23 protein-coding genes, 3 pseudogenes and 1 riboswitch are annotated in these 24,528 nt (G+C 67.6%); of the genes and pseudogenes, 9 read left to right on the top strand and 17 right to left on the bottom strand.

Translation table 11 applies throughout. The features are described from left to right. Nucleotides 1-21 precede the first annotated feature (21 nt). The 5 genes from C5E41_RS21910 to C5E41_RS34030 all read right to left on the bottom strand — a co-directional run bounded on the left by C5E41_RS21910 (nt 22) and on the right by C5E41_RS34030 (nt 5,862). A complete protein-coding gene (locus C5E41_RS21910) occupies nt 22-1,824 on the bottom strand; it encodes a glycoside hydrolase family 15 protein (RefSeq protein ID WP_104377654.1) in 1,803 nt (600 codons plus the stop codon). 101 nt (nt 1,825-1,925) lie between these two features. Then, on the bottom strand, nt 1,926-3,455 hold the full coding sequence (locus tag C5E41_RS21915) for a catalase (RefSeq protein ID WP_104377655.1): 1,530 nt from the start codon (nt 3,453-3,455) through the stop codon (nt 1,926-1,928). 71 nt (nt 3,456-3,526) lie between these two features. After that, on the bottom strand, nt 3,527-3,850 hold the full coding sequence (locus tag C5E41_RS21920; RefSeq protein WP_258081156.1) for a hypothetical protein: 324 nt from the start codon (nt 3,848-3,850) through the stop codon (nt 3,527-3,529). 103 nt (nt 3,851-3,953) lie between these two features. Then, a complete protein-coding gene (locus C5E41_RS21925) occupies nt 3,954-5,660 on the bottom strand; it encodes an NRAMP family divalent metal transporter (RefSeq protein ID WP_104377656.1) in 1,707 nt (568 codons plus the stop codon). Nucleotides 5,661-5,715: 55 nt separating this feature from the next. Beyond that, nucleotides 5,716-5,862: a hypothetical protein gene (locus C5E41_RS34030; protein ID WP_181063356.1), complete on the bottom strand. Its 147-nt coding sequence runs from the start codon at nt 5,860-5,862 to the stop codon at nt 5,716-5,718. Between the two features lie 258 nt (nt 5,863-6,120). Beyond that, a riboswitch (M-box (ykoK) riboswitch) is annotated at nt 6,121-6,292 on the bottom strand. A gap of 282 nt (nt 6,293-6,574) precedes the next feature. Here C5E41_RS34030 and C5E41_RS21935 point away from each other — a divergent pair. Continuing rightward, nucleotides 6,575-7,285, top strand: a complete 711-nt coding sequence (locus C5E41_RS21935; RefSeq protein WP_104377658.1) for an MgtC/SapB family protein — start codon at nt 6,575-6,577, stop codon at nt 7,283-7,285. 242 nt (nt 7,286-7,527) lie between these two features. Next, the gene (locus tag C5E41_RS21940; RefSeq protein WP_258081157.1) at nt 7,528-8,766 is read left to right on the top strand and encodes a beta-lactamase family protein; all 1,239 of its coding nucleotides are present in this window, start codon (nt 7,528-7,530) and stop codon (nt 8,764-8,766) included. Nucleotides 8,767-8,803: 37 nt separating this feature from the next. Here C5E41_RS21940 and C5E41_RS21945 read toward each other — a convergent pair. Further along, nucleotides 8,804-8,956, bottom strand: a pseudogene (locus C5E41_RS21945) (HAD-IC family P-type ATPase); the annotation flags it as partial. A gap of 40 nt (nt 8,957-8,996) precedes the next feature. Between C5E41_RS21945 and C5E41_RS36290 the strand changes: the two are divergent. Continuing rightward, nucleotides 8,997-9,180, top strand: a pseudogene (locus C5E41_RS36290) (hypothetical protein); the annotation flags it as partial. Between the two features lie 94 nt (nt 9,181-9,274). Further along, nucleotides 9,275-10,357: a substrate-binding domain-containing protein gene (locus C5E41_RS21950; protein WP_258081158.1), complete on the top strand. Its 1,083-nt coding sequence runs from the start codon at nt 9,275-9,277 to the stop codon at nt 10,355-10,357. Here the strand turns inward: C5E41_RS21950 and C5E41_RS21955 are convergent. The 6 genes and pseudogenes from C5E41_RS21955 to C5E41_RS21975 all read right to left on the bottom strand — a co-directional run. Continuing rightward, complete coding sequence (locus C5E41_RS21955) at nt 10,297-11,739, bottom strand: hypothetical protein (RefSeq protein ID WP_146097633.1); 1,443 nt, start codon at nt 11,737-11,739, stop codon at nt 10,297-10,299. The genes C5E41_RS21950 and C5E41_RS21955 overlap by 61 nt on opposite strands. 316 nt (nt 11,740-12,055) lie before the next feature. Further along, complete coding sequence (locus C5E41_RS34035; RefSeq protein ID WP_181063357.1) at nt 12,056-12,211, bottom strand: hypothetical protein; 156 nt, start codon at nt 12,209-12,211, stop codon at nt 12,056-12,058. A 210-nt stretch (nt 12,212-12,421) separates the two neighbouring features. Beyond that, nucleotides 12,422-12,799 (bottom strand): DUF5313 family protein, encoded by a 378-nt coding sequence (locus C5E41_RS21960; protein WP_063023185.1) that lies wholly within the window; start codon nt 12,797-12,799, stop codon nt 12,422-12,424. After that, a complete protein-coding gene (locus tag C5E41_RS21965) occupies nt 12,796-13,269 on the bottom strand; it encodes a MarR family winged helix-turn-helix transcriptional regulator (RefSeq protein ID WP_104377660.1) in 474 nt (157 codons plus the stop codon). Before C5E41_RS21965 ends, C5E41_RS21960 begins: the two co-directional genes overlap by 4 nt. Nucleotides 13,270-13,580: 311 nt before the next feature. Beyond that, a complete protein-coding gene (locus C5E41_RS34040; protein WP_181063358.1) occupies nt 13,581-13,997 on the bottom strand; it encodes a hypothetical protein in 417 nt (138 codons plus the stop codon). Nucleotides 13,998-14,049: 52 nt separating this feature from the next. Further along, nucleotides 14,050-14,878: pseudogene (locus C5E41_RS21975) on the bottom strand (oxygenase MpaB family protein); the annotation flags it as partial. Nucleotides 14,879-14,913: 35 nt separating this feature from the next. On the opposite strand from C5E41_RS21975, the gene C5E41_RS21980 reads away from it, so the two are divergent. Further along, entirely contained in the window at nt 14,914-15,237 is a 324-nt protein-coding gene (locus tag C5E41_RS21980; protein WP_219823223.1) for a hypothetical protein, read from the top strand. A 321-nt stretch (nt 15,238-15,558) separates the two neighbouring features. On the opposite strand, the gene C5E41_RS21985 is transcribed toward C5E41_RS21980, so the two are convergent. Together C5E41_RS21985 and C5E41_RS21990 are read right to left on the bottom strand one after the other, a co-directional pair. Continuing rightward, entirely contained in the window at nt 15,559-15,975 is a 417-nt protein-coding gene (locus tag C5E41_RS21985; protein WP_146097634.1) for a DUF5994 family protein, read from the bottom strand. A 1,131-nt stretch (nt 15,976-17,106) separates the two neighbouring features. After that, the gene (locus C5E41_RS21990; protein ID WP_104377662.1) at nt 17,107-17,883 is read right to left on the bottom strand and encodes a TetR/AcrR family transcriptional regulator C-terminal domain-containing protein; all 777 of its coding nucleotides are present in this window, start codon (nt 17,881-17,883) and stop codon (nt 17,107-17,109) included. Nucleotides 17,884-18,097: 214 nt separating this feature from the next. On the opposite strand from C5E41_RS21990, the gene C5E41_RS21995 reads away from it, so the two are divergent. The 4 genes from C5E41_RS21995 to C5E41_RS36295 all read left to right on the top strand — a co-directional run bounded on the left by C5E41_RS21995 (nt 18,098) and on the right by C5E41_RS36295 (nt 20,315). Continuing rightward, nucleotides 18,098-18,601: a DUF5994 family protein gene (locus tag C5E41_RS21995; protein WP_146097635.1), complete on the top strand. Its 504-nt coding sequence runs from the start codon at nt 18,098-18,100 to the stop codon at nt 18,599-18,601. A 3-nt stretch (nt 18,602-18,604) separates the two neighbouring features. Beyond that, complete coding sequence (locus tag C5E41_RS22000; protein WP_219823224.1) at nt 18,605-19,075, top strand: DUF5994 family protein; 471 nt, start codon at nt 18,605-18,607, stop codon at nt 19,073-19,075. Between the two features lie 42 nt (nt 19,076-19,117). Further along, nucleotides 19,118-19,633, top strand: coding sequence for a DUF5994 family protein (locus C5E41_RS22005; RefSeq protein ID WP_104377664.1), 516 nt, complete (start codon nt 19,118-19,120; stop codon nt 19,631-19,633). 172 nt (nt 19,634-19,805) lie between these two features. Beyond that, nucleotides 19,806-20,315 (top strand): hypothetical protein, encoded by a 510-nt coding sequence (locus C5E41_RS36295; protein ID WP_439956543.1) that lies wholly within the window; start codon nt 19,806-19,808, stop codon nt 20,313-20,315. Nucleotides 20,316-20,840: 525 nt separating this feature from the next. On the opposite strand, the gene C5E41_RS22015 is transcribed toward C5E41_RS36295, so the two are convergent. From C5E41_RS22015 to C5E41_RS22025, 3 genes are all read right to left on the bottom strand, one after another. Next, on the bottom strand, nt 20,841-21,251 hold the full coding sequence (locus tag C5E41_RS22015) for a VOC family protein (protein ID WP_308706079.1): 411 nt from the start codon (nt 21,249-21,251) through the stop codon (nt 20,841-20,843). 92 nt (nt 21,252-21,343) lie between these two features. Further along, entirely contained in the window at nt 21,344-23,695 is a 2,352-nt protein-coding gene (locus C5E41_RS22020; protein WP_104377665.1) for a glycoside hydrolase family 65 protein, read from the bottom strand. Then, nucleotides 23,692-24,492 (bottom strand): beta-phosphoglucomutase family hydrolase, encoded by an 801-nt coding sequence (locus C5E41_RS22025; RefSeq protein WP_258081159.1) that lies wholly within the window; start codon nt 24,490-24,492, stop codon nt 23,692-23,694. The genes C5E41_RS22020 and C5E41_RS22025 overlap by 4 nt, the downstream gene beginning before the upstream one ends. Nucleotides 24,493-24,528 lie beyond the last annotated feature (36 nt).

A 24,528-nucleotide genomic window follows, 5' to 3' on the forward strand; every position in this document is an offset into this window, starting at 1 on the left:
GTATCACCTGGTCAGCATCACCTAGCCGGCTCGGTCCGCACTCGCCACCACCGCCTCCGACGGCAGCTCGGGCGCGAGCGGCCCGAGACGCAACGAGGACTCCAGCAGCATCGCGTGCACGAACGCCTGTGGCAGATTGCCGCGCAGCTGCCGCTGGGTGACATCGAATTCTTCGGCGAACAGCGCCGGGGTGCCGCACGAGGCGCGGTTGCGTTCGAAGAAGCGCATCGCGGTCACCGGGCGGTCGAGTTGAGCGGCCGCCATCGCCATCGTGAAGCCGCACAGCAGGAACGCGCCTTCGCTCACCTCGAGCGGGCGATCGTCGTGGCGGTAGCGGTAGACGCAGTAATCGGTGGTCAGATCCCGCTGCACCGCGAAGAAGGTGGCGGCGTAGCGCGGATCCGAGACCGGGATCGCGCCGCGGATCAACGGCAGCATCAGCGCGGCGTCCACACCGGGCTGATCGGGGGCGCGTTGCCAGCGGCCGGTCGGATGCACGCCCGTGCGGGCCGCCTCGGCCACCAGCGTATCGGCCAGCGCACTGCAGTAGGCGGTATCGGCGCCGGTGTCAGGGCAGGCCGCGACCGCGCGCAATCCGGCCGCGCAGATCAACCGGGAATGGGTCCACAGCCGATCCTCGATCTCCCAGATACCGGCGTCGGGGCGGTGGTAGTTGGCCGCGATCGCCGAAACCGCGATATCGACCGCGCGGCGATGATCGCCGCCGAGCCGGCCGTGGCGTGCGGCCGCGGCGAACAGCAACAGCGTCTCGCCGAAGGTGTCGAGCTGGAACTGCCCGCGCACCCGGTTTCCGATCACCGGCCGGGCGCCCGGATATCCGGGCAGATCGATATCGCGAACCGGCGGCACGCTCTTCCCGTCGACGGTATAGGCCGGGGCCAGTGCGGGACCGTCGTCGAGCAGCCGGGCGGCGGTGAACCCGACCGCGTCGTCGAGCAGCGGGTGCGGACCGGCGACGGCGATCGCCTGCCCGGCCAGGCATTGATCGCGGATCCAGACGTAGCGGTAGTCGTAGTTCTCGCCCTGGTCGGCGCGTTCGGGCAGGCTGGTGGTGGCCGCCGCGACCATTCCGCCGGTATCGGCGGTCATCCCGCGCAGGACGGCGAACGCATGGGCGCTGTCGCGGGGCGCGGCGCTCGCGCCGAAATCCGGGCGGTCGCGTCGCCACGCGTTTTCCGTTGCCTCCCAACAGGTGTCGGGGTCGGGCAGCTCCTCGGGCAACGCGTGGTCGGACAGTTCCAGAATCAGATCGTGGCAGCGCCCGGCCGGAATCTCGAGGTGATCGGTCCACCCGCGGTCGGGTCCTCTCGGATCGAGCTCCGCCTTCGGCGCCCCGGTCCAGCGCATCCGAAGCGCGCCGGCACGGGCGGTCCACACCCCGTCCTCGCAGTGCGGCCGGCGGACCGATTCCGCGCCGAATCGCGCCACCGGCCGCAACACCACATCGACCTCGGCGTCTTCCTGGACCGCCACGATCCGCCGCATCAGGATTGCGCGATGCCGGTCGCCGGGAAAGGCCAGCGCCTCGCGGCACTCGATCACCGCCGACCCGGACAGCCAGCGCGAGCGCCAGATCAGCGTGCCTTGCTCGTAGTAGCCGCCCCACACGAACCGGTTCGCGGGGGTGACGGCATACATTCCGGAACCACCGAGCAGAGAGGCGAATACCGCGTCGCCGTCCCAGCCGGGCAGACACATCCACGAGATGTCACCGCGCGGCCCGACCAGGGCGCCGCGCTGACCGTCGGCGATGAACGAGTACTCCCGCAGGACATGGGGCGCGGCAGCGGAATTCGCGATCATGGCCGGGAAATACCACGATCGCGCGCGGTTAACCGCCCGCTCGCTCCCCTCGGCCCGGGCGGCTCACGGCCGAGGGGTTCGCGTTCGTCCGGGACGTCCGGTCAGGCCTTCCGCTGGGCGGAGGACCGGGCGGGATTGCCCTGACCGTCGGCTTTCGGATCCTTCTCGTCCTGTTTCGCCCGGACGCCGGATTCCACCCGGTCGCCCAGATCCTTGTCCACATTGCGCCAGTATTCGAAGGCTCGCGCCAGGACCGGCTCGGACACACCGTTGAGGAGATGTCCGACGATGTTGTCCACCAACCGTTCTCGTGCCGCGTCGTCAAGCACCTGGCGGACCAGTGTGCCCGCCTGACCCCAATCGTCGTCCTCGCGGCGCAGCGTGTAGGCCTCGCGCACCATTTCGCCGTCGGTGTACCAGCCGGCGGTCGGCCCGGCCCGGCCCGGCTCGGCGTGCGGTCCGCCCTTGGAATTCGGCACGTAGACCGGATCGCCCGGATTGTGGTGCCGCATGTGGCCGTCCTTGGTGTAGGAATGCGACGGCGACTTCGGCGCGTTGACCGGCAATTCCTTGTAGTTCGCACCGATCCGGTAGCGGTGGGCGTCCGGATAGGAGAACCACCGGCCCAACAGCATCTTGTCCGGGCTCGGTCCCGTTCCCGGGACCGCGTTGCTCGGCTCGAAGGCGGCCTGTTCGATCTCGGTGTGATAGTCGGACGGGTTGCGATTCAACGTCATCCGGCCAACCTCGTAGAGCGGGTAATCGCCGTGCGGCCACACCTTGGTCAGATCGAACGGGTTGAACCGATAGGTCTTGGCCGCCTCGAACGGCATGATCTGCATCTTGAGCGTCCAACTCGGGTGGTCCCCGCGCTCGATCGCCTCCCAGAGATCCCGGGTGTGATAGTCGGTATCCATCGCGGCCATCTGATCGCCCTCGTCCTGGGTGAAGAACTGCACACCCTGGTCGGTGATGAAGTGGTACTTGACCCAGTGCTTCTCGCCCTCGGCGTTGACCCACATGTAGGTGTGGCTGGAGTAGCCGTTCATGTGACGCCAGGTGCGCGGGATACCGCGATCGCCCATCAGCCAGGTGACCTGGTGCGCCGACTCCGGCGACAGCGTCCAGAAATCCCACTGCATATCGTGGTCGCGTAAGTTGTTGTCCGCCCGGCGTTTCTGCGATCGGATGAAGTCCTGGAACTTCATCGGATCGCGGACGAAGAAGATCGGGGTGTTGTTGCCGACCAGGTCGAAATTGCCGTCCTCGGTATAGAACTTCAACGCGAATCCACGCGGATCACGCCAGGTGTCCGGGCTGCCCCGCTCACCGGCCACCGTGGAGAACCGGGCAAGCATCTCGGTCCTCGCCCCGGGCTGGAACACCTTCGCGCAGGTGTAGGCGCTCATATCCTGCGTAACCTCGAAGACGCCGAACGCGCCGCCGCCCTTGGCGTGCGGCTGGCGTTCGGGGACGCGTTCGCGGTTGAACGCGGCCATCTTCTCGATCAGATACGCGTCGTTGAGCAGGATCGGGCCGTCGGGGCCTATCGTCAGCGAGTCTTCGTCGCTGGCCACCGGAATTCCGGCGTCGTCGGTGGTGAAACCGCCGGCGCGAGTCTTCTCGACCATGTCTCTCCTCTCCTGGACCGGATCGGTGCAACGGTCTCCCCAGCGCGGACCCGGCCGCGCTCACGCGCTGGTCAATGCCCCTGTCGCTGGTGCGGCTCCCACTGGTCGCGCGCCTGCGTGCGCTTGCTCTCGAGCGCGATCCACGCGATGCCGCCGATGAGACATACCGCGCACACCACACCGGCCACGATCGCCCACCCGCCGAAGCCGTATCCGGCCGCGGTCAGCGCGAGCGCCAGCGCGACGAAACTCAATGCGCACAGCACGATGCCCGGAATGTTGTACGTGTCCTCTATTCCCTCACCGGCATGCTTGCGCGGCGCGCGCAGCGGGCGCCGTCGCGGCGCCTGTTCCTGCGACGCACTTCCACGCGCCATCCGCGGGTCCGTCATCATGGCACCTCCGTTTTCCGGCTGCGGCCGCACTCCTGCCTGCTTGCAGGCGTACTACCCGGGTTCGGCGGTTCGAATCAGGCAAATCCCACCGGCCCGAGCCCCGTCATCCGATGGATTCGACGATCTTGACCACGACCAGCACGACGGCCACCAGCAGATATCCACGTAACGCGAGCATGCCCGCGGTGCGCAGCGGGGTGAACGACGGACGCTCGAGTGTGTGCAGCGCCGGGGTGCGGAAGGTGTCGCGGTCCCCGGCCAGTCCGGCGCGTTCGGCGCCGCGGTCCAGTTCCTGCACCTGACCGGGGTCGAGGTCGCCGAATCGGGCCGCGGTCGCCGCGGCGAAGCGGCGCCGGGTTCGCCCGTGTGCGAGCAGGGCGACCGCGCCCCCGGCCAGACCGGCGAGCACGCCCGCACCCAACCCGAACTCGAGAGTTCGGGTGCTCAGGCCGGGGAAGAACGTGGCGGCGGTGAGCGCCGCCGAGAGCAGCACCAGCGCCCAGACGATGATCGCGGCGCAGATGTTCTGCCGCAGCGTATTGACCCACGGGCCGAGTACGTCGCGGTCGTTGCACAGCAGCACCAGGAATACCGTCGCCGAGGGCAGCAGCACCCCGGCCAGCGCTTGCACACCCTGCGTGATCAGGCCCAGCACGTGGTCGGGGCTGAACGAGATCGCGGCGGCGACGGCCAGCAGGGCCGCGTAGCCGGCGTAGAAACCGGGTGCTTCGGACACCTTCCAGTGCAGTGAATGCCGCCGCCCGAGCGTATCGCCGAGGGTGTAGGTGGTGGCCAGGCCGACCGCGTTGGCGCCGATCAGCGAGGCGTCGAGCAGGACGATCGCGAACAGTGCGCCGACCACCGGGCCCGCGTGCGCGCGCAGTCCCGCCGCGACCGCCCCGGCATCGGTGAAGCCGCCTACCGGACCGGTTCCCGACAATCCGTAGGCGGTCGCGGCCATGATCGCGATCGCGCCGGCCATCACCACCACGATCCCCAGCCACAGATCGATGCGCTCGTAGCGGATCCAGCGTGGGGTGATGCGTTTGTCGACGATGTTGGACTGCTGGAAGAACAACTGCCACGGTGCGACGGTGGTGCCGACGATCGCCACGATGATCAGCAGCAGGGTCGAGGAGAGCCCGCCCGGCAGCGACGGGATAAGCCCGTGCGCGGTGCCCGATCCGCTCGGATGGACCAGCAATGCCATCGGAAACAGCACGATGTTCATCGCGATGAGCGTCATCATCAGGCTCTCCCATCGCCGGAACGACCCACCCGCGACCACGGCGAACAGCGCGACCGCCGCCAGCGGCACCGATACCGCCTTCGGCAATCCGAAATAGCTCAGAGCCATTGCCACGCCGATGAATTCGGTGACGATGGTCAGCGCGTTGACCACGAAGAGATCGCCGACGCTGAACGCGCCCCAGAACTTCCCGAACCGCGCGAAGATGAGCCGGGCATGGCCGACCCCCGCCACCGCGCCGAGCCGGACCACCATTTCCTGGTTGACGTACAGCACCGGAATCAGCAGCACGAGCGTCCAGAGCAGAGCCATACCGTAGTTCTGACCGGCCTGGGCATAGGTGGCCACGCCGCCGGCGTCGTTGTCGCCGACCATGACGATCAGGCCGGGCCCGATCACCGCCGCCAGCATGCGCAATCTCTGCATCCGGCTGCGACCGGCGAGGCCGTCGTGCTGCCGGATCACGCCCAGCGCGCCGACGATATCGCCGACGTGGGCGTGATCGGCGACCGCGCCGGGCGGTGCGGCCGGGGTGCGGGTGTCGTCGGAGTAGGTGGTCATCGCCGCGCTCGCTTCCTGAAACTCTGTGCTTACCAGTTGTTTTCGAGTTCCGGGGCTAGTGGAATGCGCCCGGGTGGCGTTCGAGGTGAGCGCCGAGGGCTGCGGTGTGCACGGGCGCCGAGGGACGGCAGGAACGCAGGTTGCGGCGCTCGAATTCGGTCAGGCGGCGGCCGGTGAGTCGACGAAAGACGGTGCGGTACATGGGTTCTCCTCAGAGGTGAAACCCGGCTGCGCGCAGCCCGCGGCACCCCGGAACCCCACACCGGCGACGCCGAGGCGGTGGATCGGGGGTGAGTTCAGGCCGACGGGCAGCGAGCCGGGGACGATTCGGTTCGCGAACTCGGATACGGACTATCTCCGGATGGCATCGCCCCTCACCTCCTCGCTGCCGGGACGCACGCGCACGTCGTTGTTCTGGTGACCGGCACCACGCGAGAGGGAGACCCGCCCGATCGGCGGATACGCACCCCTCTCGTCAGAGCTTCGGCACTGTACGACGTATCCCCTTGCGGGAGAAGCCACTTCGGATCATCCCTTAATCCGGGAAGATCTGTCCTAACCCTGGGCGTCTCTCGACGTCGTCGGATCAGTGGCCTGTGTTCGTACAGGAGCCTCGCCTAGCGAGGTGCTGACTGCACAAGGGTGAACCCGGCGTTTGCGATTGTCAAATCGGTGCCCCACGGCAGGGTTGCCAGGATCCGGTCGGCGGTGTTTACTTCCTTCCCGGCGCCGCCGGCCGGCGCCGTTCTACGCGGGTAGTGCCCCGGAAGGAGGTGGTCGCTGTGCCCGATGGCAGCCATATACGTCGCTTTGCCAAGAATTCACTCGGCGACCATTCTCGTGTCGACGGGCCCGTGCCGATGTCGCGGTAGCCTGCGCGCGCGAGTTCTCGCCCTCCATCGAAGGGGTGTCTCATGTCGACTTGGGAGATGCTGCTGCGCCTGGCCACCGGTGTCGGTCTCGGTGCGGTGATCGGTTTCGAACGGCAGTACCGCGCCCGGATGGCCGGATTGCGGACCAACGCTCTGGTCTCCGCGGGCGCGGCGTTGTTCGTGCTGCTGTCCGCGCACGGCTTTCACGGCGGCGCTGCCGATCCGACCCGGGTCGCGGCCCAAATCGTTTCCGGTATCGGCTTTCTCGGCGCGGGTGTGATCATCCGCGACGGATTGAACGTGCGGGGGCTCAACACCGCCGCGACACTCTGGTGCGCGGCGGCGGTGGGCGCGCTCTCCGGCGCCGGAATGTACGGCACCGCGGCGGCGGGAACGGTCGCGGTCGTCATCGTCAATATCGCGTTGCGGGCGGCCGGGCGAGCGGTCGACCGCCAGCCGGAATCGGGTAACGAACAACCCGCGCACTACGCGTTCACCGCCGTCACCGACGACGCGCACGAGGCGCATGTGCGTGCGCTGCTGGTCCAGGCGTTGGCGCGCACGGACTTCCGCCTCGTGTCGGTCGCCAGCGCCAATGCCGAGGATGCGGGCCGGGTGGAGGTGCGCGCGGATCTGGTCGGGGATCAGCGCGACGACCGGCAGATGGAATCGGCGGTCAGCCGGTTGAGTCTGGAACCGTCGGTGACCAGCGTCGGATGGCACACGGTCGAACCGGTCGGACCTCGGCTGTAGTGCGCGGCGGGTGGTATCGGTCAGAACCCGCTGAGAGTTCGCTGGTAGAGCGGTTGTAACCCTCGCCCCGGCGCCGGTGTGGGCCGAGCCAGCGGCTACGCCCGCGACACCGCCACGCGCGAGCTGGCCTACGCCGTCGAGGCGCTCGGCAAGGCGGTGGGAGCGCTCGCCCGCGAATTGCACAATTGAGCCGGCTCCGCGCTCCGACCTGCATCGATGCCTTCGATCACTATGCTGACGCCGTGAGCAGTGTCGCCCCGATGGTTTCCGTACCCGCCGATCCGGACACCGTGACCGCGGTGGGCCCCGAGGACGACCCCACCGCCGTGGGCCTGCGCCGCGGCGACGTCGAGGCGGTGTGGGAGTCGGTCCGCGCGTGGTATCGGATGGGAACCACTCCGGCGATCCAGATCTGCCTGCGCCGCCGCGGCGCGATCGTGCTGAACCGGGCTATCGGCCATGGCTGGGGTAACGCCCCCGGCGACGGGCCCGACGTCGAACGCATACCGATCACCGTCGACACTCCGTTCTGCGGTTTCTCCACCGCCAAAGGCGTCGCCGCGACGGTGACGGCGATGCTGATCGAACAGGGCGCCTTCGCGCCGGAAGACCGGGTGTGCGACTACATTCCGGAATTCGCGGCGCACGGCAAGGGCCGCATCACCATCGCCGATGTGCTCTCCCACGCCGCCGGGGTGCCGTTCATGCCGGCGGGCTACCGCGGCTTCGACGCTGTTGTCGACGAGGAGCTCGCGGTGCGGGCGCTGATCGAATTGCGGCCGAGTTGGCCGCCCCGGCGATTTCGCGTCTATCACGCACTGACCAGCGGATTGATCCTACGTCTGCTGGTCCAACGCGCGACCGGCAAACGGATGCGCGATCATCTGGCCGAGCAGGTGCTGAATCCGCTCGGTTTCCGATGGACCACCTTCGGGGTGAGCCCCGAGGACGTCGATCGAGTGGTGCCGAGCGTGCGCACCGGACCGCGGCCCTCCCGGGCCTGGTCGCTGGTGGCAGGCAAGGCGCTCGGCGGTGGCATGAGCGCCTCGACCTCGGCGGATTCGGTGCGCGCGTTCCTCACCGCGGAGCTTCCCTCCGGCAATCTCGTGACCACTGCCGCGGAACTCTCGCGCTTCTACGAAATCCTCTGTCGCGGTGGTGAACTCGACGGCGTGCGGATCCTGTCCCCCGACACTCTGCGGAGCGCGATCGCACCGTCTCCCCGGATTCCGGGCATCGCGGGACGGGTAAGTCTCGCGGGCTTCGAGCTGGGCGGGCGGCGGTCGAAATTCGGCGCCCATACCGAAACCCATTTCGGCCGTAGCGGATTGACCACACAGTACGGCTGGGCCGACCTCGACCGCGGACTGTCCGGGGCGATTCTGACCAGCGGTAAGTCGACCGTTGACACCGAGCGGCCCTGGCAGTTGTGCGCACAGATCTCGGAGATCGTTCCGCACTCGCCCAGCGCCCGGGCGTAGCGGCGGCATCCTCCCGGCCCGTCCGGCGGTCCGGGTCTCAGCCCTGCCGCTCGGGTAATCGAAGTCGTTCGAGCGACACCGCGTTCGGCGCGACGATGATGCTGGAGCCCGACATGGTCAGGGCGGCGATCTCCGGGCGGAGGGTGAATCCGAAGGCCGGTTCGAATACGCCCGCGGCGATCGGGAGCGCGGTAGCTCGCCTGGCGAGAGGAGTCGTGCACATGGACGCCTGCCCCGACGCATTAAGCCTGGCCACGCCGACGGCCGTCATGGACGGCACCGGGCTGGGTGCTCGCCGTGGCGTGCTGTTCGAGAACGCCCCGGCGCTGGAGACGGGCGGCGCGCGTCGACGTGGTGGTGCTGGACAAGACCGGCACGCTGACGAAGGGCGAACCGGCCGTCACCGAATTCGTGACCGCGGTGGCGGAGCTCTCGCCCCCTGTCGTTGATATGGTCGGCTCGGGGGGTGACTATTCGGCGAAGGATTTTTCGGGCGGCGGAGGTTCCGGTGAGGGTTTCGAACTCCCGCGGCGGGCGCGAAACCGTCGATCTCGCGCTGGTGGTGCCGGGTAGCGGACCGGCGGGCCTGTTCGGCCCGTCCTGTGAGGCGTGCGCCGCGCTGGCGGTGGAGGACATCAATCGCGCGGGCGGAATTCTCGATCGCCCGGTGCGATTGCACACGGTCGATTCGGGCGCGCCGCTGCCGCTGCTGGCCGAACGTATCGATCGCATGATCGGCACCGGCGCCGTCGACGGCGTGGTGGGCTGGCATCTGTCCGATGCCCGCCGGGTGCTGACGCCCCGCACGGCCGGACGGGTCCCGTATGTCTACACCACTTTCTACGAGGGCGGCGAGAATTCCGACGGCGTGTACATGGTCGGCGAGACGCCCGATCATCAACTCTTTCCCGCGCTGCGCTGGCTGCGCGCGGAGCAGGGCATCCGCCGCTGGTGCATTGTCGGCAACGATTACGTGTGGCCACGCGAAACCGCCCGGGTCACCCGCGAGGCGGCGGCATTCGGCGATATCGACATCGTCGGCGAGGCATTCGTCCCGCTCGGCAGCCGCGCCTTCGGTCCCGCCCTCGACCTGATTCGCCACTCCTCGGCGCAGGGGGTGCTGCTGTTGCTGGTCGGCGCCGACTGCGCGGCGTTCAATCGCGCCTTCGCCCGCACGGGACTCGACGAGCACCGGTTGCGCCTGAGCATGATGATCGGCGAGGACGTCCTGTACGCGGGCGGTCCGGACAGCACCCGCGGATTGTTCACCGCCTCAGGCTATTTCGAGAGTGTGGTATCGCCCGAGGCGATGGATTTCGGCAGCCGCTACACAGCTCGGTACGGCACCTTCGCTCCCGCGCTGAACAACATCGGCGAATCCTGTTACGAGGGCCTGCTGCTGTTCGCCTCGCTGGCGGAGGCGGCGCGCAGCCTCGACGTGCGCGATATCGAACGCCATGCCGCCCGGGTACGCTACGGCGGCCCGCGCGGTGAGGTGAAGGTACGCGGCGCGCACACCACCCAGCCGGTCTACCTCGCCGATGCCGACGGTGTCGACTTCGACGTGGTGAGCGAATTGCGCCGCGCCTGAGCCGAATTCGTCCTCTCCGGGCCGTCTGCGGCGTGCCGGCCGAAGGGATCGACCGGCCTGAGCCGCCCGATGAGTAGCACGATGGCGGCGCACCCGATGCCGATTCCGGCCGCGACGAGTCCCGGCACCGCGGTGACCGCGGCCTCCGCACTGCGGAACCAGCTGTGCGAATATTCGATCCGGCCCAGTTCGCGGCCCTGCAGGGCGACCCCCGCGGAGGGCACGAACAGGATGACGATGCCGACGACCGCACTGGTCGCCCGCGGGCCGACCGCGCAACCCAGTGCATATCCGGCGACCGCCGCCAGTGCGATACAGCTCGGCACGGTCACCGCCGCGGTCGGGACGTCCACCACTGCGGCGCTCACCGCAGCGGCGATGGACAGCGCGATAGACCCGGCGACAGCCGGCAACGGCAGGCGAATGCGCCATCCGGCGTAGAGTCCGGCGCCCGCGGCAGCGACCACCAGCACGGTCGACCAGACCGGGCGCGGAACGATGAGCAGGGCCGACCCCGCCGAGGCGAAGGCCACCATGACGACCACCAGCATTCCGTCGCGTCCGGGGAGCAGCAGCGCCGCCACCGCGGTCGCGAGCAGCAGGAGCGCCCCGCCCACCAGAATCGATACGATCGCGCCGCCGCGCGCCATCCAGACGGAGGTCCCCAGCGTCGCCGAGACGATCACGACCGCGGACACCACCGGTTTCAGCGGAACCACAGCGGTGTCGTCGGGTTCCGGTCGCCGCTCTTGGCGAAGCAGCACGGTCGCGCAGAGCATCAGTACGAGTGCGGTGAGAATCAGCCAGACCGGAGGCGCCCCACGCAGAGCGCCCTCCCCCGCGACGGTGGAAGCGAAATCCGGCACCTGGGTGATATCGGCGAGCAGAATCGAAGCCAGCGCACCGAACAGATATCCCCCGGCCGGGGCCCGGCGGTGCCAGACCGCCGCGGCCAGACAGCCCAGGATCACTCCCGCGAGCATGGAGTCGATGTAGTTGAGCGTCGATAGTGTCCGAGTCTCCAGTTTCACCAGCAGGGTGTGGTTCACCAGCATCGCCAAGGTCGCGCAGAAGACCACGCCCCAGGCCAGACGGCTGTTGCCGATCGCCGCCGCCACCGAGACCGCAATGGCGGCGATCAGCGCGCCGGCGGTGAGGGCCAGCGGCATATTGAAGATCAGCAGGTCGACCTGCAACGCCGACCCCGGCGAGAGCCAGGATTGGCTGATCGGCATCATCATGGCCAGCCCGGCGACCGCGGCGCTGACGCATGCGGCCGAGGTCTCCGCGGCCACCCGCAGCCATTGCGCGTCGGCGATACCGGCCGACAACCGATGTACGTGCCCCCGGATATCCGGAGAACCGAAAGTCACAGCACTCACGCCGGACTCCGTCCCCAGCAGGTAACGCCTGGTCGTGACTTCCCCGCCGATTCGTTAGCCGAATGATTGCGGGACCGACACTACCGGAGCACGAAAGCACTCTTTCAGCAGCTGATCGCCGTCCAAGAGGGAAAATCGGCAATTCGATGGTGATTTGCTAACGGTTCGATTGCGACGGGTATAGCTTTCGTATCAATTCCCGCCACGACCGCGCGCCCGCGCCCGTTCACCGCGATCGTCGCCAGTTCTCACGGCCGCGCCCGTTGCCGGATCGTGTCCGAGATCCCGAACCGATCGGCGACGGGCGCCGCGTGAATTACCGGGCTACGTCGTCGGCGGGCGCCTCCCCGGCCTCGGGTCCGGCCGAGGAACTCGCACTGCGAAACAGCGGACGATGCGCCACCCCGCCGGCAGGCGCCGGCGTCTCGATGGGTACCGGACTGTGGCTGAACAGATTCGGCTGCTCACTCATATCGGATGTCCTTCAGACTCTCACCATCGACGGCCCGTCCGGCCAGCGAATCGGCCGCACCGCTCGCGCGCACAGCGCACTGTGCGATTACCGACAGCACTTACAGTACACCCCCGATAACCGACGGCGGACGCGACGAGCCGAGACCGGGCGTTCGCGTCGTGGCGCGGAATCGGTTCGGCGGGCACACATTCCGCGACCGCGCGGCCCTCAGCCGCGACCGTGCCGCAGTTCGTACTGCTCGCGTTCGGCCGCCGCACGCTGCCGTTCGGCGATGTCGGCCAGTTCGGGATCGAGCCCGTGCTTGAGCAGACGGTGACGCCGATACACGTACATCAGCGCGATGGTGAAGTAGACCAGCGGAACGTACAGCAGCGCCGCCATCGACAGTCCGATCCACAGCGGGCCGGGGACCAGCAGGAACAGGCACAGCACGGGAATGATCGGCACCAGGAATCGCAGCAGGTAGCGGCGGGCGGCGCCCGGGCCGGTCAGATCGCGAAGGACCCACTGCTGCATCGAGGGCGGCAGGGTGGCGCCGCAGATATAGCGCACGCGCTGAACCGGATTCGGCTTCTGCTCACTCATCGGTAGCTCCCCTGGGTATCGGCGAGCGCGGCTCGCCGGGCGGCCTCATTGACGCGGGTCAGCACCTCGCGCAGTTCCTCCAGATCGGCCAGGCTCACGCCCAGCCGCCGCACGACCGCCGGCGGGATCAACTCGGCCTGGCGGCGCAGCGCCCACCCGGCCTCGGTCAGATCGATCAACAGTGTGCGTTCATCGCGCGGATCACGGTGGCGGGTGATGAGGCTCGCCGACTCGAGCCGCTTGAGCAGCGGAGACAGCGTAGCGGAATCGAGCTGGATCGCCTCGGCGATGGCCTTCACCGACATCGGGGCCTCGCCCCACAGCGCCAGCATCACCAGATACTGCGGATGGGTCAGCCCCAAAGGCTCCAGCAGCGGGCGATATACCGTCAGCACCGATCGGTTCGCGACGGCCAGGGCGAAACACACCTGCCGGTCCAACCGCAGCGGATCGTCGACGTCGGTCGTCATGCCCCTCCTCGTGTCGAGGTCAGATTAGCGTACCAATAGTTAGTGCACAAACTATTAGTGCGCTATCACACAGTCTGTGGCGCGGCCGGCAGCCGGGTGGTTATCGGTGAATCTTCACAGGTGAACGAATGCCGAACCGACCCACACTTCGCAGATCGCCTGCCAATCCACGATCCAGATGCATAATCCAGATGCATATATGAACCACGAATCTCGACAACAAGCGTCGATTCGACCGATTCCACCGCTGCTCATCGAAGACCTTGTGCTGCAACGGAATCGAGCTCGGATCGAATGCGGACGAGCCCACGTCACCGCGGGCGCGCACCACATCCAGATCGTCGTCGTAGCCGCAGGCGATCAGCGCGGCCCTCAGGGAGGCCGAGACCAACCCCGAGGTCAAGCGCTGGGTGCGCGCCCGCGCTGCGCGAATTGATCACGGCGAGTTCGGAATCCGCGCGAAAGCGCGAGGCGGCACGATCGAGTTCGTCCAGCCGCGCGCGGACCACCGCGGCCGCGCGCGCCAGCTCCCTTCGGCGCCGATACGGATCAGCCATCCGCACGTCCACGGCCACCCGTTCCACGGCTCCCACGGGTGTCGCCGCATGGCCGATGGTGCCGGCCGGCACCGCCAGTTCCGCGGCGAGCCCATCGACGGCGACCGTCGCGGCGACGAATATTCCGCTTGCGCCGCGCCGGATTCGCGAGAGATTCGGATTCGTTGTCATCTCTGTTCCACCTTCGCCTCCGGTATCGCTTGTCGCCCGCGAAGTTCGCGAATCACCTGTTGGTCTGCGGGATCTCGATGCTGAGCGGCATCCGCAGTTCGGCCATGTACCACAGCACGAACTGCCGCAGGAATTCGTCGAACAGCCAGGTCGCGTCCGCGGTCGGCGGTATCACGCCCATCACGCCCTCGCGCACGGCGACGAATGGGCCCCAACTGAACTTCAGCAACGGATCCCACACCGGTTCCCGCGCGATCCGCAGATCGTCGGCGATCTTGTCGCCCAGGATGAAGCGAGTGAACGCGCCCAGAATCGGCTGGCTGAGCAGCGTCAAATCGAGGCCGAAGCCCAGGTCCATGAGGTTGTGCGCGAGCTCGATCCCCTCCGGCGTCGCCTCGATGATCGGGTCCAGTTGCTGCTTGGCCTGGGCATCGGCCTGCTCCCACGACGCGGGAATGTATTCGTCGCGAATGCCGAGGAAGTGACCGGCCAGCTGCCAGGTACGCAGGTAGCCCTCCGATTCGACCTGCGGAATCTGCAGATTCCAGGCCCGGAAGGTCCGCATGATGGTCGTGGCGCGGCTGTGCCAGGTGACCATCTTGTCGTCCTGGCTGATCGGGATGTGTTCCTTCGGCCAGTGCGGCGACTGCGGCAGCAGATGCCGGACCGCGGCATCGATGATGCGGGTCTTGACGCAGGTCACGATCATCTCGCCGCCCGGTTGGTAGGCGTTGACCGTGCCGATGTCGTAGCCGAATTTCGCGGTCTTGGCGATGCGGGTCCTTCAGGTGCGAACCGCCTCGGGAGTAGTACACCGCGCGTGCCTCGTGCGGGATGACATTCGCCATCATGCCGCTGGCGAAGGCGTAGAGCACGCCCAGCGCTCATCGGCGGCCTGCTCGCCGCCGAACCCGACATGCTCGTCGCATCCATGATCGGCGATCAGGGACACACCGTCGCCATGGTGCGCCGGTTCGTGGCCGACCAGCTCCGCCGCGAGCAGCGCGCGGGCCAGGTGGCGCAGGAGGTCGATGTCGATCTGGTGGCCGAGTTGATGGTCCGGATCTCCGCCTCCTATCTGGCGCTTCCCAGCCAGGTCATCGATCTCGACGACGACGAGCAGGTAGCGGCCCTGGCCCGGCACTATCTCGTGCCGATGCTCGAGCCGCCCCGCGACTCCGGCGCGGATGCACTCGCTACCGAGCGCCGATCCCCGCGGACCCGAGATCGAGCTGATTGAGCAGATTCTGAATCAGGACATAGGGGTTCATCGTCGAAGCCTCCGTCTCCACGGTGAGCGGGCTGCTGCCGCGAGCGGTGCGGGCGCAACCGTCGGTCCATGGCAGCTCAGAATGTTGATTAACATACACAACTCGGCCCAGGGCTGTCTACACTTTCAGCTAAGAATGGCGAGCAACTTAGCGGCTGCGCGGAAGCCGTCGGCGGGCAGCCGGGAACCAACCGAGGACCGCAGGTGAGCGGCACTCGTCACCCCCCGAGCCCGCCGACCAACCGACGCGCGACCCCAGAATCGGGAGCGCCGGCGCGAATCATGATCGACTTATTTCCGTGCGCCCGGTACCGCTGCCAGTGCCGCGTTCGCCACGCTGTCATCGGTGGTGGCGAGGACTACCTGCAGCAGGACGAGAGTGCCGTGCGCACTGCACACGTACATCGTGTTGAACAGCTCGAACCGATAGGGGTCCAAGCGAATGCGATGACTACCGAGCTGGAGGTGCCGAGTAGAGGGTGACCACCATCCGGTGGGGTCGTAGACGACCCGCCGTACCGGTCCCAGGTGCGGCCGGAGGGCGGTGAGCAGGCCCGGAAGTTCGGCGGCGAGGTCCTGCGTGCGAGGCCACCAGACACCGTCGACATGGCCGGTGCCGTCGCCGCGCGGACGCACACGCAATCGTGGTGTAGAGAGCGGTAGGCGACGAGCTGGTGCGGGATGCGAACTCGTCGAGCGTGCCGTCATGAGACGCTCCTGTCACAGCCTCCGCGAGGGGCCGGAATTCGAATCGGAGACGATGCGACCGTGGCTGGTCGGCATGCGAGGTGCCTCCCGATGTTGCCCAGCCTACTCGCTGACACCTGCCGGCGACCTGCGGGAATGGAATCGTGCATGCTGGACCGTCCGTGTCGGATTCCGCGCTTGCGCTGATCACGATCGGCGAAATGAGTTGGCTCGGAAGGCATTTCGGATCGAGGCATGGGTGCGTCGGCATGGCGGGCGCGCCCGATGGCACCTCGTCGTGGCGGACGCGCGGTCGGGGCACTGCCTTGGTGGCCGATCACTCCGGGCCCGATGGTATGAGCGTTGCTCGTCGTTGTGGGTCCCGATCGCTGTCGAACGCCGGTCCGCGCGGGGCGGGGCTGTCCAGCGGTGCCAGCAGGTCCTGGATCCGGGACACGCGCCGGGCGTTGCCGCGGCCGCCAGGATCGCGCGCGCGATTGCCGAGTCGGTGTGCGGAGGTACGACCAGTAAGCCGATCCTGGCGTGCTCCTGCCGCGACCCACCGGAAAGAGGACGCACTTCGAATTCGGGAACGGCGCTACCTCTGCTGGTCAGCGCCCGTGATGCCGCCGAATGCCTCGAGCCTACACCCGGTACACCCCGCTCGAGGCGCCACCGGAAGCAGTGGACCGCCCGCACCGTAACGAGCAGGCTCGGCCGCCGAAGCAGCGGAAGGCCCGACAAAGGCGACCGCGCCAGCTGCTTATTTGAACTGGCGCGCTCTCGGCACTGCGGTCTCCCGGGAGACACGGTTACCTGCCCTCGACTTACCCACACCCACGTCACTCAACCCCGGAATCGGTGTGGATGACGGCTACCACGCGTCGGCGACCGTGAACGGTGCGCCCGGAGGCAAGCGCCGGTGACGAATCCGCCGGATGGAACCCGGCAACACATCGAAACCAGCGGCGAACGCGTGCGCGCGGAGCAGTCACTGGCCGACCGTTTTCGGTCACACAGTTCCGGCCCGACCGCGATGTCGTGGCCGACCCCACAAAGAACGCCGAAGCTTATCGGTGAAATTCGTTGAGACACTGATACTTTCGAGTTGATACGCCGACTCGGCCGTCTGCCGCCCGCCGGGTGAGACAGTCACCCCTTCTCTCTGCTGCCGACAGCGATATCGGGTGCGGCGGCAGCCGCGCCGAGGTGCGGCAGGGTGGCGGTAAGGCCGGCCAGTAGCATATCGAGTCCCCGCTCCAACTCGGCTTCACCGTCGTAGTCGGCCAGCAACGGCGCGAGTTGGCGCAGCAACGGGAACTCGGTGACCGGCAGCCGATGCAGGCCGAGTCGCAGTACTTCGTCCGACTCTTCCGGGCGTTCCACCAATTCCTGCAGCTCATTGAGCACATGGCCGTAGAGGAAACCGAACAGCGCGCGATAGATGTGCAGGGCATCTGCTCCGGAGAAGCCGGCACGGGTGAGCAACGCCAGTATGTCCTCCAGCGGCCGTAGGACCGCTGGGGAACGCTGCCCGAGCGGCGTCGCCAGTGGTCGCGTCACCAGCAACGGCACCACCCGCGGATGCGCCAGCGCCAGTTCGCGGAAATCGCGAGCAATCGTCCGCAACCGCCCGCGCCAATCCGGGTCGGACCTGTCCACTCTCAGCTGCCCGAAGACGATCTCGGCGACCCCGTCGAGCACCGCCGCCTTGTTCGGCACATGCCGGTAGATCACCATCGGATCTCGGCCCACCGCCTCGGCCAAACGGCGCATCGACAACCCCTCCACGCCGTCGTCGTCGATGATCGCCAGTGCGGCCGCCAGCACTCCGGCGCGCGTGACCGGGCCGGCCACACGACCGTTCGCGCCACGCCCGATGTGGGCACTGTCGGTGAAACCTTGGAGGTTCGGTGACGATTCGTCCATGGTGCAGCCTCACTCGCCGGCGGAAAATTCGGTAGCGATAAAGCGTAGACCTACAACGTTGACATAACCTGTCCACCGGCGTCTACTGGAGGAACCGCACATCTTCGAGCACCGACGCCCGCGTCCTGAGCCGTCGATGCGGCCGCGGGCACAGGTCGAGTGCCGAATATTTCGGCCGCCACGTTCCATCTCGACCAGCAAGGGACCGGTCACCATGGCCATCGCTCACACATTCGCACACAAGACCAGGGCCTTCCCGGAAGCAATCCGGCGCTATCTCGACCCCGTACCCGAACACACCTCGAGCGCCCCGCCGCAACCCTCGAACGGACCTCTCGAACCTGCGGTCACCCACCGCCCACCGCGACTGCGTCTGAAGCCGGAAGGCCGCCACGCGGACTACATCGATGGCGCGTGGTGGCCCAGATCTACCGACCTCCCTACCGAGCTCCCGGAACTGTTGGCTGCCTTGGCGACTCGGCTGAGCCCGGTCGATCGGATCGTCTTCGACCCGAACAGCTGGTCCGCGCCGCCGCGGCAGGTGACTGTGGGAGAGCATTCGATCAGCCTCGAGCCTTACCGGTTCCATTTGCGGAACACGATGTATGTCGTCGGCGCCGATTCCACGGTCACGGTGTTACGCGTGATCCTTCCGATCACCGACAGAATCACCGCCGACTCCGAGATGGCGGACGCCGCCACCCCGCGGCAGGAGTAGACCATGCCTCGCCTCCATGCACGACGTCCCATCGTCACCGGCTTCGAAGCGGATACGGCCGCACAGAACGGGCGGCAGCCTTTCCGGGCACCCACGCGGACACCGCGCTTGATGCTCCGTGGACGCGGTGCCGTCCCCGGAAATGTCGACGGCGCCTGGTGGCCGTGGACCACGAACCTCACGTCCGAACTACACGACCTGATCAACGCGGTCACCCCACGCCTCGGTCCCACGATGCGCGTCGGCTTCGAATGGAACGCGACCAGCATCGCCCAGCGACGCATCGACACCGACGACCACATCCGCGTGCACGGTCCCAGTGACGACCAGCCTCCCGACGTGATGCGCCTCTACGGAGCGCACGACACCTCCCTGGCGCTGCTCGTCATTCCGGCGGGCACGACACCCGAAGTCGCACGCGAGCGCATGCGCCTCGCGTTGGCAGGACACGTCGGCCCGCCGCCCGGGCCGTGACACCGGGACGCGGCCGATTCCCGACCGAGGAGGACCGTCGCTATGACACAGGACAACGCCCGCGCGCACCGGCAGAGCTCCGACGCGGTCGACGACCGAGCACCGCGAGTGCGGCTGAAACCGGACTCGGCGAAGACCGGCTACGTGGACGGGGCGTGGTGGCCGCGCAGCGATGATCTCGAGGTCGAATTGCCCGCGCTGCTGGCGACCGTGGCCGGTCGGCTCGGCCCAGTTCGCCGGATCACCTACCGCCTCGGTGAGTGGGCGAGCGCGCCCAGCGATCTGGTCATCGAGGGGCTGGCCGTCCGCCTCGAAGGCCACCGCACCGGCACCGTCAACACGATCGAGATGCTGGGCACCCGCGACCGTCGACTGGTCCTCCTGGTGATCCCGCCCTATACCGACGACCAACAGGCCTTCGCCGCAATGACCACCGCATCCGCCACCGGCGACGTCTCCACCGTGGACGAACTGCTGATGATCAGTCCCGGAGAACGACGAGATCGCACCACCCGAGCGGCGGCGGTGCGCCGATGGAGCTCGGAGGACCGGCGTTGACCTCGAAGGCTCGCGCACTCGATCTCGGTTACGCGGCCGGTTGGCAGTTGGTGCGTACCCTGCCGCAGCGGTGGGCGCTGGGCCTGTTCGGTCTCGCGGCCGATCGCGCGACCAGAAACGGTGGTCCGGTTCAGCTACGGCGCAACCTGGCCAGAGTGCTGGCCACCCCAGAGTGCTGGCCACCACTGCCTCGCAGGTGCCGGACGACCTCGTACACGCGAGCATGCGCTCCTACGCCCGCTATTGGTGCGAAACGTTCCGGTTGCCTTCGGCTCGCATGCCCGCCGGTCCGGCCCGGCTGGCGATCGACGCCGGCGCACCGCTGCTGCCGGTGCATTGCTGGTTCACCCGGGGCGGCTGGGGATTTCACGGCGGCGAACCGATCGACACCACCGGCGGCCACGATGTACGCGCCTTCCAAGATGTTCGCAGGATGTTCGCGGGATCGGCACTAAAGTTCATCCGCTGGGTCGACCACATGGCCGGTGAGCACGACCCGCCCGTCCTCGCCATTCGATCCACACCCTCCGGTGGAGCGGCACTGCCCGAAGATCACCGAGAGCCGCCGAACCCGGAACCCGGCGATCAGCAGCCGCACGACCCGGGAATCTCCTACGCCGCGCTGTCCGGGGATTCATTGTCTGGCAACAAATCCTACGCAGGCAGTGGCGAGCGCGGCTGAGGTTTCCGCCCTTCGCTGCTGAGCCAACGCTCAGGTGGACACGCGCATTAGACTTCTCGGCGGAAACTCCGGAACGATCCCTACTGGCCGCTCTCGGTGGTCAGGCGCATCGCCGGGGTTGCGCCATTCCGGTTGGTGGTCGCCGGTCGAGGGATCGTAGAATCCGCCTCTTCGTCGATGATCTGACGAATCCTGTTCTCGGACAATCCTTCCGAAACCGCGATCTGCTGCGAGGTGTGGCAGTGGGACTGTGGCCAGATGCGTTCGCTGCAGTCCCGGTGTCGCGACAGGGCCCACGGACCCGTCCGTACCCACCGGCCCCGGGGACCCCATCCGGCGCCACACCCACTCGTTAGTGTCTTCGACCCTGACCCAATGCGAGTCAGCTGCTCCTGGAGCCGGTCGCTGTGCCCAGAGTAGCCTGAGGCGATTGACTTCTGAACGGACTGGCGTCCCTCGGGCGGAGGTGGCTGTCGTGGCGTTCGCGACGCCCAGCAATTCAAGTGATCAAGTCTCGGTGCCCCATCACCGGAATCGTCGGTCGATGACCTCGCGTGGAAGCTGGTCGGGAGTCGGGTAGGTGATCAGTACGCGAATGTCGTCGGGATCGACGCCCTCGACGAAAGTGATTCCGTTCAGGGTATTGGCGTACGTGCTGGGATAGTGGGCGCGCAGGCGTTGTTCGATCTGTCGCAGTTCTTTCTCGCTGCCCGCGGACCAGATGATCTGCTCGACGCCCACGTCATTGATATCGCGTGCGTTGTGTGCCTCGTGTGTACGCAGGTAGAGCTGGAAGCCGTCCGGCGTCAACAGAAGCGCCGCGTCCGGTTCGTGAATCGCAATGTTGCACCGGAACACGTCGCGGTAGAAGTCCACGGAACGCTCGAGGTCGGACACTCGCATCAAGCAGGAGGCGATCCGTGCCGCGGTACTCACATTCGGTCCCCTCTTTCGAGAAGCACTACCCAGGCCATTCACGCTACGCCCTGCCCGATTTTACCGGTGCCCAATAGGTTTCGTGTCGTTCACTATGTGCGGCTTCGCGGGGCGGGGGCGCGCCCGGGCGGCTGGGTCGGGCGCGGGGTTGTTGTCGTGGGGTCTGGGATCGGTCGGGTGATCGGGGCCTCGGTGGCCACGGTGATCTGCTGTCCATGGTGGGTGGTGCGGATCGGTTGACCGGATTGGAGGGTGTAAGTCGCGGTGGTGGCCGTGATGTCGACGGTGAGGCGTCGCCCGCGCATCGTGACGGTGAAGGCGAGGCGGGTCAGTGCTTCGGGTAGGCGTGGCGCGAAGGACAGCTCACCGTTGGTGTCTCGCATTCCGGCGAATCCGGCGATGAGTGCGATCCAGCTGCTGGCGAGGGCGGCAATGTGCAGGCCGTCGCGGGTGTTGTGTTCGAGGTCGTCGAGGTCCATGAGGGCGGCTTCGGCGAGGTAGTCGTAGGCCAAGCCGGTGTGGCCGACCTCGGCGGCGAGGACCGCTTGGGTGCAGGCGGACAGTGACGAGTCGCGGACGGTGAGTCGTTCGTAGTAAGCGAAATTGCGGGCTTTCTGCTCGGGGGTGAAGGCGTCGGTGCGGCGGTGCATGGCCAGGACCAGGTCGGCTTGTTTGACCACCTGTTTGCGGTACAGGTCGAAGTACGGGTAGTGCAGCAGCAGCGGATATTTTTCTGCGGTAGTGGTGTCGAAGTCCCAGATCTGGTGGGCGGTGAAGCCCTCGGCCTGCGGGTGAACGCCGAGCGTCTCGTCGTAGGGGATATACATGGCGTCGGCGGCGTCGCGCCATCGGGCGGTTTCCTCGTCATCGATCCCGAGGTCGCGGGCGGTGTCGGGATGGCGGTCGGCGGCGTCGGCGGCGGCGCGCAGGTTCTGTTGGGCCATCAGGTTGGTGTAGACGTTGTTGTCGGCGACGGCACTGTACTCGTCGGGGCCGGTGACCCCGTCGATGCGGAAGCGGCCGACGGTGTCATGGTGGCCCAACGCCGCCCAAAGCCGGGCGGTTTCGGTGAGCAGTTCGAGTCCGACGTCGCATTCGAACGCGTCATCACCGGTGGTGTGGATGTAGCGGATCACCGCGTCGGCAATGGCGGCGTTGATGTGGAAGGCGTCCGTGCCCGCCGGCCAGTAGCTCGAGCACTCTTCGCCGTGGATTGTGCGCCACGGGAACGCGGCACCGGCCAGCCCGAGCTGGGCGGCACGGGCCGTGGCCATCGGCAGAGTGGAGTGTCGCCACCGCAACGCGTGTGCTGCGGCGTCGGGGGCGACCTGGGTCAGCACCGGCAGCACGTATGCCTCGGTATCCCAGAAGCTGTGTCCGTTGTAGCCGGGACCGGTGAGACCCTTCGCGGGGATCGCGCGGCCTTCGGCGCGCGCGGCGGCCTGCAGCACGTGGAATAGCGAGAACCGCACCGCTTGCTGGATCTCCGTATCGCCGTCGAGTTCGATGTCGGCCCGGGACCAGAAGTCGTCGAGGTAGGCGCGTTGCGCGGCGGCCAAGCCGTCCCAGCCCGTCCGTCGTGCGCCGGCGAGGGCGGCATCGGCCTGATCGCGCACCGCGGGCAGGGAGCGGGTTCCTGACCAGCCGTAGGCGACGAACTTGTCCAACCGCAGCCGTTGGCCGGGGTGAAGTTCCGCGGTGACGGTGACGCGGCCCAGGTGCGGGAAGCTTTCCGATTCCACCTGCGTGTTGTCGGGTCCGTCGACGGCGTGGTCCATCACGACGGCGATGCGCAAGCCGCTGCGCCCGGTGGAATGCACCAACCCTGCGCGGGTGCCCTTGGCGGCGTGTTCTTCGCCGATCAACGGCACTTGCTCGGCCGCGGCACGCGGGTCACCGTTCGCCGCCGGTAGCGCTTCGTTGGCGACCAGTTCGGATTGGATGACCACGCGCACCGGCCGGTCGAGAGCCTGCACCCGGTACCGGATCGCGGCAATCGCCCGGTGCGCCAACGACACCATGCGGGTCGAGGACACGCGCACCGCGCAATCGGCCGGGGAGGTCCAGTCGGTGCGGCGGTGCAGGACGCCGTCTCGGAAGTCCAGGCACCACTCGTGGGCGTCGAGCCGACCGTAGGTGATGTCGAATGGTTCGTCGTCGACGAGCAGCCGGATCAGTTTGCCGTTGGTCACGTTGATGATCATCTGCCCGGACTCGGGGTAGCCATAGCCGGGCTCGGCGTAGGGCAGGGTTCGCAGCTCGTGAACACCGTTGAGGTAGCTGCCGGGCAAACCGTGCGGTTCACCCTCGTCCAGGTTTGCGCGCCAGCCGATGTGCCCGTTGGACAGCGCGAACACCGATTCGGTTTGAGCGAGCACTTCCAGGTCGAGGCCGGTCGCGCGCAGGCACCAGGGTTCGATCGTGAACGCGGGGTGATTGATCATCGGCGCCCGCTCAACTCGGCCAGGTCGGTGACGACGGTGTCGGCGCCGTGCGCGATCAGCTCTGCGGCCTGACCGACACGGTCGACGCCGACCACGTAGCCGAAGCCGCCGGCGCGACCGGCGGCGACACCGGCGAGGGCATCCTCGAACACGGCCGCGGCATCCGGTGCGACCCCGAGTGCACGCGCGGCGGCGAGGAACGTGTCCGGCGCCGGTTTGCCCGCCAACTTCTCCCGCTGCGCGGTGACCCCGTCGATACGCTGATCGAACAGGTCTTCGATGTGCGCGGCCACCAGTATGTCGCGGCAGTTCGTGCTCGACGACACCACCGCCCGCCGCAGCCCGACCGCACGCACCGCTTCCACATAGGTCACCGACCCCGGATACGCCCGCACCCCGTCGCGCCGAATCCTGCGCAGCACGATCTCGTTCTTGCGGTTCCCCAGACCCTCCACCGTCTCGACGTCCAGTGGATCATCGGGGTCGTCCTCAGGCAGGTCGATCCCACGAGAGGCCAGGAACGCGCGGGTGCCGTCGGCGCGGGGTTTGCCGTCGACGTAGGCGTCGTAGTCGGCGACCGGGTCGAACGCCACGAACGATGAGTGCTCTCGTGCTGCCCGGGCTCGCAGGTAGGCGTCGAACATTTCCTTCCACGCCGCGGCATGCACCCGGGCGGTGTCGGTGAGCACACCGTCGAGATCGAACAGACACGCCCGGATCCCGTCGGGCAGGCCCAGCGTCACGGCGGCGCCGATCTGCGCGCGCGACCATTCGAGGCGTCCAGCGACTTGCGGCACACCTGTGCAGTTTGCGCCCTCACTGTGGTGTTTGCA

The sequence above is a fragment of the Nocardia nova genome (assembly GCF_002933465.1).
Lineage (GTDB): Bacteria > Actinomycetota > Actinomycetes > Mycobacteriales > Mycobacteriaceae > Nocardia > Nocardia nova_B.